Raw genomic sequence first — 14,035 nt, forward strand, 5'->3', positions numbered from 1 at the left:
GCTCATTGTGAAGACAGAACGGTCGCGCGACGGTCTCGAATTAGTCGCATCTGCAACTATCTTAAATCGCGTGCCGAGGCCGGGGTCAAGGCATCCGCGGGCGCTGGGATTCAAGCCGATTTGGGCTGAAATTGCCGTTTGCACTGCAATAAAACCTTGACATCCTGGTGGGTGAGTGATTACTCACATGCCCATGTCTACCCTGCGGATGACCAGTGACCTGCGGCGTCAATTGATATTGAGCGCCGCCAAGCGATGCTTTGCCCGGAACGGCTTTGCCGGCACCACGACCAAGAGCGTGGCGGCGGCGGCGGCGATCTCGGAAGGCCTGCTGTTCAAGCACTTCCCCTCCAAGGCCGCGCTCTATGCGGAGATCCTGGCGGAGGAATGCGAGGCCGACCCGGATCTGGCGCATTTGCTCGGCCAGGAACCGTCGACTGGAACCCTGGTCGAACTCGTAAAAGGCATGATCGGTCACTTCATGCAGCTCCGCGACGCGCCGGACCAGGAAGAGGTGCAGCGGATGCGGCTGATGGTGACGAGCCATCTCGACGACGGCGAGTTCGCGCGGCTGTTGTACGGCAAGGTCGGCGACTTGATCGGGCCGGTGTTCGCCGCATCGCTCGAACGCGCGGTTGCGGCTGGCGACGCGGTGCGGATCGGCAGCGAACCGCTCAACCTGTTCTGGTTCGCCCACCACACCGTGTTGATGGCTGCGCTGACGCGGCTTCCGGCCGTTCCCTGTCTTTCCTATGGCAACCCCGCCGATGTCGAGCGGCAACTTTGCCAGTTCATTCTCCGCGGTATCGGACTTACCGAAGCCGCAATCGCTACACGTTTAGACCGCGAGCCGTCACCGTGGCAGGGACCATCGGTAACTGCAGAAAGTGCATGACATGAATATCCAGACCGAAGGCCATATCTCGGGGCAACCGCTCAGGGAAAAACCCGCCAAGCGCCCCGTCCGGATGGTGCGCTGGTTCATCATCGTTGGCGTCCTGCTGGCGGTGCTGGCCGGCGGGCTGGTCGGCTTCAACGCCTTCCGCAGCCACATGATCGCGCAGTTCTTTGCCAACAACAAACCGCCGGCGTCGAATGTGAGCGTGGCCGAGGCCAAGACCGAGGCGATCCCGAACCTGCTGACGGCGGTCGGCGATCTCGTCGCGGTGCATCAGGTCAACGTCACCTCCGATGTGTCCGGTCGCATCACCGAGATCCTGTTCACGGCTGGCAGCCACGTGAAGGCGGGTACGCCGCTGGTGCAGTTGTTTGACGGTCCCGACCAGGGCGATCTCGCCAACTACAAGGCGCAGGCGACGGTGGCGCAGCTCTCGCTCGATCGCGCCAAGCAGCTGGCCTCGCGCCAGTTCGGGCCGCAGTCGACCGTCGATTCGGCGCAAGCCGCGTTTGACCAGGCCAATGCAGGCATCGCCAAGACCGAAGCCATCATTTCGCAGAAGCTGGTGCGCGCGCCGTTCGAGGGCGATCTCGGCGTTCGTCAGGTCGAAGTCGGCCAGTACCTGACGGCAGGCACGCAGATCGTGTCGCTGACTGATCTGTCGGTGCTCTATGCGAACCTGACCGTGACCGAGAAGCAAAGCTCGCAGATCAAGGTTGGCCAGACCGTTCGGGTTTCGGTCGACGCCTATCCGGGACGCACCTTCGAAGGCAAGATCACGACCATCGAGCCGCAGATCGCGACCGATACCCGCAACATCCGCGTGCAGGCGACGATCAACAATCCGGACAACATCCTCAAGCCCGGCATGTTCGCGACCACCACGATCCTGCTGCCGGAGAAGCCGCCGGTCGTCACCGTTCCGGAAACGGCGGTCGACTACACGCTGTATGGCGACTCCGTGTTCCTGATCACCGAGAAGAAAAGCGACGACGGCAAGACCATCCTGACCGCGGTCCGCAGCTTCGTGAAAACCGGCAACCGGATTGAAGGCCGCGTCGAGATCCTCAAGGGCCTGAAGCCCGGCGACCGCGTCGTTGCCGTCGGGCAGATCAAGTTGCAATCGGGCATGCCGGTCGCGATCTCGACCGATCCGGCGCCGCCGATTCCGGCGACACCCCCACGCTACTAGGATTGCGCGTTACTGGGATTTACGGCCCGACGGGCCGCATGCAGACGAAAAGCGGGCAGCGGTTTCCGTCAGGAGACCGCGCCCAATTGGCGAACTTACCGGGATAAATTGCGATGGCCTTAACCGATATCTTCATCAAGCGCCCGGTTCTTTCGGTCGTGGTCAGCCTGTTGATCCTGCTGATCGGCCTGCGGGCGGCGACCACGCTGCCGATCCGGCAATATCCGAACCTGTCGAACACCGTCGTGACGATCACCACGTCATACCCCGGTGCCGCGCCGGAATTGATCCAGGGCTTCATCACCACGCCGATCGAGCAGGCCGTCGCCTCGGCCGAGGGCGTCGACTACATCACCTCGTCGTCGGTGCTCGGCACCTCGACGATCCAAGTCTACGTCAAGCTAAATTTCAATCCGAACCAGGCGCTGACCGAGGTGCTCGCCAAGGTCAACTCGGTCAAATACCTGATCCCGAAGGAATCCTACGACCCCGTCGTCAGCAAGGCGACCGGCGATACGATCGCGGTGATGTATCTCGGCTTCTCCAGTGAGGAGCTCACGGGATCGGCGATCTCGGACTATCTGACGCGCGTCGTGCAGCCGGTGCTGTCGACGGTCGACGGCGTCGCATCCGCCGACATCCTGGGCGGCCAGACCTTTGCGATGCGGCTCTGGCTCGATCCGATCCGCATGGCCGGACGCGGCGTGTCGTCAAACGACATCGCGGCCGCGATCGCCGCCAACAATTTCCAGGCCGCCGCCGGGCAGACCAAGGGCTATTTCATCGTCTCCAACGTCTCGGCCAATACCGACCTTCAGAGCATCGATCAGTTCAAACGGATGATCGTCAAGTCGAAGGACGGCGGCTTCGTCCGCGTCGAGGACGTCGCGACGGTGGAACTCGCGGCCCAGAGCTCGGACGCCAGCGTCGCCTTCAACGGCGAGCACGCGATCTTCATCGGCATCAAGGCGACGCCTCAGGGCAACCCGCTGACGCTCGTCAAGGGCGTGCGCGCGCTGTTCCCGGAGCTCGAGCGCAACCTGCCGCCGTCGATGAAGATGAAGGTGGCCTACGACTCGACCAAGTTCATCCAGTCGTCGATCGACGAGGTCCAGAAGACGCTGGGTGAAGCGGTGCTGATCGTCGTGGTTGTGATCTTCCTGTTCCTGGCCTCGATCCGGTCGGTGATCATTCCGGTCGTCACGATCCCGCTGTCGCTGATCGGCGTCTGCATCCTGATGCTGGCCGCGGGCTTCAGTTTCAACCTGCTGACGCTGCTCGCGATGGTGCTGGCGATCGGCCTCGTGGTCGACGACGCCATCGTGGTGGTGGAGAACATCCACCGCCATCTCGAGGAGGGCATGCCACCGGTGCAGGCGTCGCTAAAGGGCGCGCGCGAGATCGTGGGCCCCGTCATCTCGATGACGATCACGCTGGCTGCGGTGTACGCGCCGATCGGCTTCCTCGGCGGCGTGACCGGGACCTTGTTCCGCGAATTCGCCTTCACGCTCGCCGGTTCGGTGATCATGTCGGGCGTGATCGCACTGACGCTGTCGCCGATGATGTGCTCGGTGTTCCTCAAGAGCGCCGACGAAGGGCGCTTCGCCAAGCTCGTCAACCGCGTGTTCGGCGCAGTGACACGCGCCTATGGCCGCCAACTCGACCGCTCGCTCGATTATCGGCCGATCACCGCTCTGTTCGCGGTGACCATCCTCGGCCTCGTCGGCTTCCTCTACGTGCATACCTCGAAGGAGCTGGCGCCGCAGGAAGACCAGGGCATCGTGTTCGCGGTGACCAAGGCGCCGAAATACGCCAACATCGACTACATCGACTACTACGGCGACAAGATCGACAAGGAGTTCCAGAAGTTTCCCGAGACCGATCTGCGGTTCGTCCTGAACGGGATCACCGGTCCGCAGGGCGGCTTCGCCGGCATGCTGCTCAAGCCGTGGGATGAGCGCAAGCGCAGCGCGCAGCAGCTGCAGCCGCTGGTCCAGGCGGAGTTATCGAAGATCGAGGGTGTCAACGCGTTCGCGTTCAGCCTGCCGCCGCTGCCCGGCGGCCCCGGCGGTCTGCCGGTGCAGATGGTCATCAGCTCGACGGCCGGATTCCAGGCGGTGTTCGAACAGATGGACAAGCTCAAGGCCGCCGCGCGCAATAGCGGCCTGTTCATCGTCTCCGACAGCGACCTCGACTTCAATCAGCCGGTCGTCCGGCTGAAGGTCGACCGTTCCAAGGCGAGCGACCTCGGCATCACGATGCAGTCGATCGGCGGCGCGCTGGCGACGCTGCTCGGCGGCAACTATGTCAACCGCTTCAATCTGGAAGGCCGGTCCTACCAGGTGATCCCGCAGGTGCCGCGCGACAAGCGGCTCGCACCGGAGTCGTTCGACAACTACTACGTACCGAGCACGACCGGTCAGCTTGTGCGGCTGTCGACCGTGGTCTCGGTCGAGACCGCCACCGATCCGAACGCGCTGACCCACTACAACCAGCTCAACTCGTCGACCTTCCAAGCCGTGCCGATGCCCGGCGTTTCGATGGGACAGGCGGTGGAATTCCTGCAGGGTGAGGCCAAGAAGCTGCCGTCCGGCTTCAGCTACGACTTCCTGTCGGACTCCCGGCAATACGTCCATGAAGGCAGTCAGCTGCTGATCACGTTCGCGTTCGCTATCGTCATCATCTTCCTGGTGCTGGCGGCGCAGTTCGAGAGCCTGCGCGATCCGTTCGTGATCATGATCAGCGTGCCGATGGCGATCGTCGGCGCCCTGATCCCGCTGTTCTTCGGCGTTGCGACCATGAACATCTACACCCAGGTCGGGCTGTTGACGCTGGTCGGACTGATCACCAAGCACGGCATCCTGATGGTGGAGTTCGCCAACGAGCTGCAGCTCAACGAGGGGCTCGACCGCCGCTCAGCGATCGAGATGGCCGCCCGCATCCGGCTGCGTCCGATCCTGATGACGACGGCAGCCATGGTCACGGGCCTGTTGCCGCTCTTGACGGCTACGGGTGCCGGCGCGGCCAGCCGGTTCTCGATCGGCCTCGTCGTCGTGGCCGGCATGACGATCGGCACGCTGTTCACCCTGTTCGTGCTGCCGGCCGTCTACACGTTGATCGCGACCGACCACCAAGCCAACGCTAGCTCCGAGCGGGCCAAGCAGATCGCCGAATTCGATCTCGCCGGTCAGCAGGCGCTCAAGCCGACCTGAGCGCTTGAGCGGATAGACTTCGGAACGGCGGCTACCACCACGCCGCCGTTTGCCTTGCTATTCTCCCGCACTGCGGCAAGAGACAAGGCGAAGTCTTCTTGCTAACTTGGGCGGGATGAGCATTTCCCTGCATCCGGACACGTCGGAAGGACGAACGTTGGCGGCTTCGTCCGTGGCGGACGCACCGTCCGTGCAGGGAACTCCGGGGCCGAAAGTCCGTACCCGCCTGTTCGCCAAATATGTCGCGCTATTCGTCGCGGTGGTGGGCGTGGCGCTGCTTTCCAACGGGATTTTCGAGGTTTTCTTCTATTATCGCGAGCACAAGGCGGCGCTGATCCGGATTCAGCACGAGCAGGCCGAGGCCGCCGCCGCCAAAATCGGCCAGTTCATCAAGGAAATCGAAAGCCAGCTCGGCTGGACCACGCAACTGCCGTGGTCGGCAGGATCGCTGCAGGACCGCCGCTTTGACGCGCTCCGGCTGCTGCGGCAGGTGCCGGCCATCACCGAACTGTCGCAGATCGATTCGACCGGCAAGGAGCGCCTACGGGTATCGCGCCTCTCCATGGATGTCCTGGAGTCCGGCCTCGACCTCTCCAAGGACCCGAAATTCACCGAGGCCGTCGCCAACAAGGTCTATTACGGACCGGTCTATTTTCGCCGCGAATCCGAGCCCTATATGACGCTGTCGCTCGCCGGCACCCGCAAGGACGCCGGCGTCAGCATCGCCGAGGTCAATCTGAAGCTGATCTGGGACGTGGTCTCGCAGATCAAGGTCGGCGAGCGGGGCCATGCCTATGTGGTGGGTTCGCAGGGGCGGCTGATCGCCCATCCCGACATCAGCCTGGTGCTGCGCAACACCGACATGTCGAAGCTGGTGCAGGTGCAGGCCGCGTTGGCCGTGCAGGCGGCGCTCGCCGAGCAAGCTGCGGCAGCGGCGGTCGCACAAGCGGCGCAGTCCACACCTGGTGGGCGCGCAACTCCGCCGCCGGTGCCGCCCCCGCCAGCGCCGCGGATAGAGCCTGCGAATTCCGGCGATTCCTTGCAGGGTGCGCTGAATATTCAGGGACAGGAGGTGCTGACGGCATCTGCGCCGATTGCACCGCTGGGATGGATCATGTTCGTCGAGCTGCCGGTCAAGGAGGCCTATGCCTCGCTTTACGCGGCATTGCAGCGGCTCGCGATCGTGCTGCTGGGAGCGTCGATCTTTGCCGTGCTTGCCGGAATCTTCCTGGCCCGCCGCATGGTCGGTCCGATCAGGGCGCTGAGCGCCGGCGCGGAACGGATCGGCGGCGGCGATTTCGCCCAGCGCATCTCGATCAAGACCGGCGACGAACTGGAAGGTCTTGCCAATCAATTCAACGACATGGGCGCGCGGCTTCAGGAATCCTATACGGACCTTGAGAACAAGGTCGAGCAGCGCACGGCGGAACTGAGTGAATCGCTGCAGCAGCAAACCGCTACCGCCGACGTGCTCAAGGTCATCAGCCGTTCCGCGTTCGATCTGAAGTCGGTGCTGACGACGTTGACGGAATCCGCCAAGGCGTTGTGCGGCGCATCACTCGGGATCATCTGCCTGCGTGATGGCGAGGTGATGCGGCTGCAGGCCGAGTCGGGTTGCACCCAGGCGTTCGTCGATTTCATGCACGCCAATCCCATCAAACCCGGCCGTGACACCATCACCGGCCGGGTTTTTATGGATGGCAAGCCTGCCCACGTTCCTGACGTGAAAGGCGACACTGAATATGATTTCGGCCAGGCGCCGGTGCTCGGCAACTACCGGGCCGTGCTCGCCGTGCCGCTGATGCGTGATGGCGCAGTCGAGGGGGTGCTGTTGCTGGGGAGGCCGGAACCCGGACCCTTCAGCCAGCGTCAGATCGATCTGGTTCAGACCTTTGCCGACCAGGCCGTCATCGCCATCGAGAACGTCCGCTTGTTCGATCAGGTTCAGGCGCGCACCAAGGAGCTTTCCGCTTCGATCGACGAGTTGCGCACCGCGCAGGACCGCCTCGTGCAAACCGAGAAGCTGGCTTCGCTCGGCCAGCTCACCGCCGGCATCGCCCATGAGATCAAGAACCCGCTCAATTTCGTCAACAATTTCGCGGCGTTGTCGGGGGAATTGATCGACGAGCTGAACGACGTGCTGAAGCCGGCGGCGCTCGACGACAAGACGCGCGAGGAGATCGACGAGCTCACCCATATGCTGAAGGGCAACCTCGAAAAGGTCGTGCAGCACGGCAAGCGGGCGGATTCGATCGTTAAGAACATGCTGTTGCATTCGCGCGAGGGTTCGGGCGAGCACCGGCCCGCCGACATCAACGCGATCGTCGAGGAGAGCCTCAATCTCGCCTATCACGGCGCGCGCGCCGAAAAGTCCGGTTTCAACATCACGCTGAAGCGCGACTTCGATCCCGCCGCAGGCCAGATCGACCTGTATCCGCAGGAAATTACCCGCGTCTTCCTCAACCTGATCTCGAACGGGTTCTACGCCGCGACCAAGCGCAAGGAGGCCGGCGACGAGGGCTTTGAGCCCGCCTTGAGCGCGGCCACCAGGAGCCTGGGCAACAAGGTGGAAATCCGGATTCGCGACAACGGCACCGGCATTCCGCCCGAGGTGAAGGAGAAGATGTTCAATCCCTTCTTTACCACCAAGCCGGCGGGCGAGGGCACCGGCCTCGGCCTGTCGATGAGCCACGACATCATCGTGAAGCAGCACGGCGGTACGATCGATGTCGCGACCGAGCCCGGCGCATTTACCGAATTCATTATTACGCTGCCCAGAAGCGGGGCGGCACAGTCGATCACTGGAGGCAAGAATTGAGCGTTTACATACTCGTTGTCGATGACGAACCCGATGTCGAATCCTTGTTTCGTCAGCAATTCCGCCGCGATCTGAAATCCGGCCGTTTTACGATGGAATTCGCGCCGTCGGCGCCTGTGGCGCTGGCGCGTGCCGCCGATGTCACGGATCCCTCGCTGATCCTGATCCTGTCGGACATCAACATGCCCGGCATGAGCGGGCTCGAAATGCTGCCGAAGGTGCGTGCCGAGCGCCCCGACGTGCCCGTGATCATGATCACCGCCTATGGCGATGCCGAAACGCGCCGCAAGGCGATCGAGAACGGCGCCACCGGCCTTTTGACCAAGCCGATCGATTTTGCGCTGCTGCGCAACGAGATCGACACCAGGCTTGGACAAGCCGCATGACCGCGACCATCCTCGTCGTCGACGACGAGCCCGATCTCGAGGCGCTGGTATTGCAGAAGTTCCGCCGCCAGATCCGCGACGGCGCGATGACGTTCGTATTCGCCCATGACGGCATCGAGGCGCTGGCCTCGATCGAGCAGCATCCGCATGTCGACATGGTGGTATCCGACATCAACATGCCCAGGATGGACGGGCTGTCGCTGCTGGCGAAGCTGCAGGAGGCCGAGGACAAGACATCGACCATCATCGTTTCGGCTTACGGCGACATGAGCAACATCCGCACCGCGATGAATCGCGGTGCATTCGACTTCCTGACCAAGCCGATCGATTTCGGCGATCTCGAAATGACGATCGACAAGACCATCCGCCATGTCGAGATGATGCGGGAGGCCCGCCGCCGCCAGGCCGAAGCCGAGCGCGCGCACGCCTCGTTGTCGCGGTATTTCTCGCCGCAGATCGCGAGCCGTCTCGCAGCCGTCGGCGACAGCGACGGCATGGAAGTGCACTGGCGCGAGATTGCGACCATCTTCACCGACATCACCAGCTTTACCTCGCTGGTGGAGACCGCGGCGCCGGAAGTGCTGGGCGCGCTGCTCAACGAATATGTGGGCGGCATGACCGACGTCGTGTTCGCCCATGAGGGAACGGTCGCCAAGATCATCGGCGATGCGATCCAGGTGTTGTTCAATGCGCCCGGCGACCAGCCGGACTATGCCCGGCGCGCCATTGCCTGCGCCCATGACCTCGACATCTGGGCCCAGGCGTTCCGCGAACGGTGGAAAGACAAGGGCGTCAATTTCGGCGCCACGCGTATCGGCGTCCATGCCGGGTCGGCGCTGGTCGGCAATTTCGGCGGCAGTCGCTTTTTCGACTACACCGCCTATGGCGACACCATCAACACCGCGGCCCGGCTCGAGGCCGCCAACAAGCATCTCGGCACCCGTATTTGCGTCAGCGCGGCGGTCGCCGAGGCGGCCGGCAATTTTCAGGGGCGGCCGGTCGGCGATATCATGCTGCGCGGTCGGAGCGAGCCGCTTCGCGCCTTCGAACCACTGCAGGACGCGCTGTTCAAGGCGCCTGCCACCGCGCAATATTCCGAAGCCTTCGCCAAGCTCGAGGCCGGCGACGCCACGGCGATGCCGGCCTTTGCGGCGCTGGTCGGCCTTCATGCCGACGATGCGCTGGCCGGATTTCATCTGAAACGGCTGCTCAACGGCGCCAAGGGCGTCCGTATGCAACTGGAATAACAAAAAAAGGGAGCGACATGACCAGTGACTTCGCCGCCGGTAATTACCGGTACATTCCGGCCGTGTTCCAGTATTCGGCGGGCGCAGCAGCCAGTCCCGGATATGAAGTCGAGCGCGTCCGCTTCGACAAATGGGTGCCACTGGCGGAAGGTTTTGCGCGGATCGCACAATACATTCAGGCCGCGGGGCGGCCGTTGACCTCGTTCTGCGCCTGCGAGCTTCGCTCGCCCGCGGCGTTCACCGACGAAGGATTCCGGAACTTCAATCTGCACTACGTCAAGACGCTGGCCGAATGGGGTGTCTACGATGGCAAGGCCAATCCGGTGGCGCGCAGCAATGTCTGCCCCGAGATCGATCCGCCGGCCGAGCCGTCGTTCTATGCCTTCTCCTTTACGCGGCCGAGCGGCAATACCACGCCGAGCTTCGTGATCGCCGGCAGCGGCGAGTCGCAGGACGGGGCCGCGAGCTACGCCGAACGCACGGTCCGCTACCGGGATATCAGCCCCGACGGCATCAAGGAGAAAGTCCGTTACGTCGTTGGCGTGATGGAAAAGCGCATGGGCGAGTTCGGGCTCAGCTGGAAGGATGCGACCGCGACGCAGGCCTACACCATCCACGACTTTCATCCTGTCCTTGCCGAGGCGCTGGTAAGCCGCGGCGCCGCGCGCTCCGGCCTGACCTGGCATTTCGCCCGGCCGCCGGTGATCGACCTCGAATACGAAATGGATTGCCGAAGGGTGATGCGGGAGGTGGTGATTTGAGAGTTCGTCGCGGCGAGGGCAGTCAGCTCCCTCGCCCCGCTCTTGCGGGGAGAGGTGAAGAATAGCTCACCGCTCCCGCGGATCGAGCGCGTCGCGCAGGCCGTCGCCGACCAGGTTGAACGACAGCACCACCAGAAAAATCGCCAGTCCCGGCCAGATCGCCATCCACGGCGCGTTGGTCAGGAAGCGTTGTGCGGCGTTCAGCATGCTGCCCCAGGACGGCGCGGGCGGCTGCTGGCCGAGGCCGAGGAAGGAAAGCGCGGCTTCGGCGATGATGGCGGCCGCGATCGACAGCGTCGCCTGCACCAACAGCGCCGGCATGATGTTCGGCAGGATGTGAAACAGCGCGATGCGCCAGCGCGGATTGCCCATGGCGCGCGCGGCCTCGACATAATCCTCGACCTTGACGCTCATCACCTGTCCACGTGTCAGGCGCACGAAGATGGGCGTCGCGGAGACGCCGATGGCAATCATGGCATTGCCGAGGCTCGGGCCGAGAAACGCTGCCAGCGCGATGGCGAGGATCAGGAACGGACAGGCCAGCATCGCATCGGTGATGCGGCTGATCAGGGCGTCGATGAAGCCGCCGCGATAGCCCGACAACAGACCGAGCGGCACGCCGATGCCAAGCGCGATCCCGACCGAAATCGCGCCGGCCATCAGCGAGGCCCGCGCGCCATAGACGACGCGGCTGAGAATGTCGCGGCCGAGCTCGTCGGTGCCGAACCAATGCAGCGCGGAGGGCGGCTTGCGCACCAGCGACCAACTGGTCGCGATCGGGTCATAGGGCAGGATCAGCGGCGCGAACAAAGCGAGCAGCACAAACGTCGCGATCACGACAAGGCCTGCCACCGCACCCTTGCGCTGGAACAACCGGCGCAGCGCACGACGCGACGGGCTTTCCAGTTCGTCGGCGGCGGCCGCCGGGATCGCGGTGAGAGCTGCGTCGGTCATCGCTACGCCCTCAGCCGGGGATTGACCAGGATATAGGCGATGTCGGCAATCAGGTTCAGCGTGATGTAGATCGTCGCCGTCGTCAGCACGACGCCTTGCACGACGGCGTAATCGCGGTTGAACACGGCATCGACGATCAGCTTGCCGAAGCCTGGAATGGAGAAGATCTGTTCGGTCAGCACCGCGCCCGACAGCAGCGTTCCGAGTTCGAGCGCGCCGAGCGTGATGACCGGCGTCAGCGCGTTGCGCATGGCGTGCTTGAGGATCACCGAGCGTTCGGAAAGTCCCTTGGCGCGGGCGGTGCGGACGTAGTCGCTTTCCAGCACCTGCAGCATGGCGCTGCGGGTATGGCGCATCAGGACCGCAGCGATGGCATTGCCGAGCACGAAGGCGGGCATGATGGTGGAGGCGAGGCTGGCGCGCCAGTTTTCGGTGAGCGGCACATAACCCGATGCCGGCAGCCAGCCGAGTTCGATCGAGAACAGGAAGATCAACATGATGCCGAGCCAGAAGTTCGGCGTCGAGATGCCCCATAGCGCGAACAGGTTGGCGCCGTAGTCCCACGCCGTGCCCTTCTTGACCGCCGAGACGATGCCGGCGGGAATGCCGATCAGGAACGCGATCACGATCGCCATTCCGGCCAGTTGCATCGTCACCGGCAGTTTCTGCGCAATCAGGGTGAGCACCGGAACCTTGTTGCGCAGCGACTCGCCGAAATCGCCCGACAGCACGCCCTTCATCCAGAACACATATTGAATCGGGATCGGCTGATCGAGCCGGTATTGCCGGCGGATCTGCTCGATCACGGCAGGATCGCGTTCCTCGCCGGCCATGACCAGCGCAGGGTCGCCCGGCAGCAAATGCTGCAGCGAAAAGATCAGCACCGAGACGAAGAACAGTGTCGGAACGAGCTGGATGATGCGGCGCGCGAGAAAATTCAGCATGAGGCGAATCCGCTACGGCTTCCAACGCGCGAAAGCACGCGCTGCATCGTTCCCTTCCCCGGGGAGGGAGTTGAAGGGATGTTGGCGCTGACCGCGCTCACTTCAGCTTCAACCCGACGACGCGGACCAGCCCATCCGGCATCTGCGTGTAGCCCTCGAGCCTGGTGGTGTGGGCGATAATAATCCGGCGATGGTAGAGGTAGAGGATGGCTTCGTCGTCCAGTTCCAGTTTGGTCAGCTTTTCGTAGTGCGCCATGCGCTGCGCCATGTCGGTGACCAGCCGTGCGTCATCCAGCGCCTTGTCGGCGCCCGCATTGCTCCAGGCGCTGTAGTTCTGCGGCGCGTCCGTGTGCAGGAAGATGTAGGCATTGCCGTCCGGGTCGATCCGCCCGCTCCAGGCCAGCATGAAGGCCTGGTATTCGCCGGCCTCCGCCTGCTTCAGCGAGGTCGCGAATTCGGTGACCCTGATCTTCAGGTCGAAGCCGGTTTCCGCCGCCATCGACTGCATCACCTGGGCAACCGCTTCGGTCTCGGCGCCCTTCGGCACCATGAAATCGACGTTGACCGGTGGTGTGACGCCGGATTCCTTCAGCAGCGCCTTGGCTTTCGCAACGTCGCGCGGCCGAATTGGAAACGCCTTCTGGTAATAGGGGTGATCCGGGTTGACCCACTGATTGCCCGGCTTGAACTCGCCGTTGAACACGACCTGGTTGATGGCTTCCCGGTCGATCGACAGATCGAGCGCCTGCCGCACCTTGGCGGATTGGCTCAGCGGTCCCTTGGCCTTGTCCTTGCCGATGTTCAACGTGACGCCCTGATAGCCGAGCTCGATCGCGGTCGAAAGTTTCAGCCTTGTATCGGCGCGAACCTCCTTGAGGTCGGTCGCGAGCACGCGCTCGATCAGATCGAGCCCGCCGGACTTCAGATTGGCGAGCCGCACCGTGGCGTCGACGATCGGCAGGAACACGACCTTGTCGATGAAGATATTGTCCTTGTTCCAATAGTCGGCGAATTTTTCGAACACGATACGGTCCTGCTGGACGCGCTCGGCAAATTTGTAGGGTCCGGCGCAGACCGGACGCAGCCCGAACTTGTCGCCGGCCTCCTTGGCCGCCTTGGGCGACACCATCATGCCGGCGCGGTCGGTGAGTTGCGCGATCAGCGGCGAATAGGGCGCCTTCAGCACCAGTCTGATGGTGAGGGGATCGACCACCTCGACATGGTCGACGCTGGCGAGCTCCGGCTTGCGGAACGAGCCAGGCATGGTGATGTGGCGCTCGATGGAGAACTTGGCGGCTTCGGCGTCGAACGTTTCGCCGTCGTGGAACTTGACGCCGGGCCGAAGCTTGATCGTCACCGCCTTGCCGTCGGGCGAAGTCTCGTGGCTCAGGGCGAGCTGCGGCACGATGTTGAGTTTGTCGTCGATGTCGAACAGCTTGTCGCAGAACGCCGCGAACACGATGCGGCCGACATAGGTGCGCGCCATGGTCGGGTCGAGAATATCGGGATCCTCGGCCAGCCCGATCCGCAGCGTGGACTGGGCCTGAACGCTCGCCGCGAACGACAGCAGCAGCGCCGCCGCGGTGACTGCCAAACGCAAGATTTTCATCGCTGCCATCCCCA

Annotated in this window: 10 protein-coding genes; 7 read left to right on the forward strand and 3 right to left on the reverse strand. The window is 63.5% G+C overall.

All coding sequences use genetic code 11. The features are described from left to right. The first annotated feature begins 193 nt into the window (after window positions 1-193). The 7 genes from FFI89_RS10355 to FFI89_RS10385 all read left to right on the forward strand — a co-directional run bounded on the left by FFI89_RS10355 (window position 194) and on the right by FFI89_RS10385 (window position 10,514). Window positions 194-895 carry a TetR/AcrR family transcriptional regulator gene (locus FFI89_RS10355; RefSeq protein ID WP_138836258.1) on the forward strand — a complete coding sequence of 234 codons (702 nt, stop codon included), beginning with the start codon at window positions 194-196 and terminating at the stop codon, window positions 893-895. 1 nt (window position 896) lies between these two features. Continuing rightward, a complete protein-coding gene (locus FFI89_RS10360) occupies window positions 897-2,090 on the forward strand; it encodes an efflux RND transporter periplasmic adaptor subunit (protein WP_138835302.1) in 1,194 nt (397 codons plus the stop codon). Window positions 2,091-2,203: 113 nt separating this feature from the next. Then, the gene (locus FFI89_RS10365) at window positions 2,204-5,302 is read left to right on the forward strand and encodes a multidrug efflux RND transporter permease subunit (protein WP_138835304.1); all 3,099 of its coding nucleotides are present in this window, start codon (window positions 2,204-2,206) and stop codon (window positions 5,300-5,302) included. A gap of 115 nt (window positions 5,303-5,417) precedes the next feature. After that, complete coding sequence (locus tag FFI89_RS10370) at window positions 5,418-8,120, forward strand: ATP-binding protein (protein WP_138835306.1); 2,703 nt, start codon at window positions 5,418-5,420, stop codon at window positions 8,118-8,120. Beyond that, complete coding sequence (locus FFI89_RS10375; protein WP_138835307.1) at window positions 8,117-8,506, forward strand: response regulator; 390 nt, start codon at window positions 8,117-8,119, stop codon at window positions 8,504-8,506. The genes FFI89_RS10370 and FFI89_RS10375 overlap by 4 nt, the downstream gene beginning before the upstream one ends. Next, a complete protein-coding gene (locus FFI89_RS10380; protein WP_138835310.1) occupies window positions 8,503-9,753 on the forward strand; it encodes an adenylate/guanylate cyclase domain-containing protein in 1,251 nt (416 codons plus the stop codon). The genes FFI89_RS10375 and FFI89_RS10380 overlap by 4 nt, the downstream gene beginning before the upstream one ends. A 17-nt stretch (window positions 9,754-9,770) precedes the next feature. Further along, window positions 9,771-10,514 (forward strand): hypothetical protein, encoded by a 744-nt coding sequence (locus FFI89_RS10385; protein WP_138835312.1) that lies wholly within the window; start codon window positions 9,771-9,773, stop codon window positions 10,512-10,514. A 66-nt stretch (window positions 10,515-10,580) separates the two neighbouring features. On the opposite strand, the gene FFI89_RS10390 is transcribed toward FFI89_RS10385, so the two are convergent. The 3 genes from FFI89_RS10390 to FFI89_RS10400 form a co-directional block, all read right to left on the reverse strand. Then, the gene (locus FFI89_RS10390; RefSeq protein ID WP_138835314.1) at window positions 10,581-11,468 is read right to left on the reverse strand and encodes an ABC transporter permease; all 888 of its coding nucleotides are present in this window, start codon (window positions 11,466-11,468) and stop codon (window positions 10,581-10,583) included. Between the two features lie 2 nt (window positions 11,469-11,470). Next, window positions 11,471-12,412 carry an ABC transporter permease gene (locus tag FFI89_RS10395; RefSeq protein ID WP_138835317.1) on the reverse strand — a complete coding sequence of 314 codons (942 nt, stop codon included), beginning with the start codon at window positions 12,410-12,412 and terminating at the stop codon, window positions 11,471-11,473. Window positions 12,413-12,509: 97 nt separating this feature from the next. After that, the gene (locus FFI89_RS10400) at window positions 12,510-14,021 is read right to left on the reverse strand and encodes an ABC transporter substrate-binding protein (RefSeq protein WP_138836260.1); all 1,512 of its coding nucleotides are present in this window, start codon (window positions 14,019-14,021) and stop codon (window positions 12,510-12,512) included. Window positions 14,022-14,035 lie beyond the last annotated feature (14 nt).

Origin of the sequence: Bradyrhizobium sp. KBS0727 (assembly GCF_005937885.2) — a bacterium.
GTDB lineage: Bacteria > Pseudomonadota > Alphaproteobacteria > Rhizobiales > Xanthobacteraceae > Bradyrhizobium.

Excerpts from the sequence above, each read along its gene's own strand:
- FFI89_RS10355 (WP_138836258.1), top strand. The coding sequence starts at position 194 with ATGTCTACCCTGCGGATGACCAGTGACCTGCGGCGTCAATTGATATTG.
- FFI89_RS10360 (WP_138835302.1), top strand. The coding sequence starts at position 897 with ATGAATATCCAGACCGAAGGCCATATCTCGGGGCAACCGCTCAGGGAA.
- FFI89_RS10365 (WP_138835304.1), top strand. The coding sequence starts at position 2,204 with ATGGCCTTAACCGATATCTTCATCAAGCGCCCGGTTCTTTCGGTCGTG.
- FFI89_RS10370 (WP_138835306.1), top strand. The coding sequence starts at position 5,418 with ATGAGCATTTCCCTGCATCCGGACACGTCGGAAGGACGAACGTTGGCG.
- FFI89_RS10380 (WP_138835310.1), top strand. The coding sequence starts at position 8,503 with ATGACCGCGACCATCCTCGTCGTCGACGACGAGCCCGATCTCGAGGCG.
- FFI89_RS10385 (WP_138835312.1), top strand. The coding sequence starts at position 9,771 with ATGACCAGTGACTTCGCCGCCGGTAATTACCGGTACATTCCGGCCGTG.
- FFI89_RS10390 (WP_138835314.1), bottom strand. The coding sequence starts at position 11,468 with ATGACCGACGCAGCTCTCACCGCGATCCCGGCGGCCGCCGCCGACGAA.
- FFI89_RS10395 (WP_138835317.1), bottom strand. The coding sequence starts at position 12,412 with ATGCTGAATTTTCTCGCGCGCCGCATCATCCAGCTCGTTCCGACACTG.
- FFI89_RS10400 (WP_138836260.1), bottom strand. The coding sequence starts at position 14,021 with ATGAAAATCTTGCGTTTGGCAGTCACCGCGGCGGCGCTGCTGCTGTCG.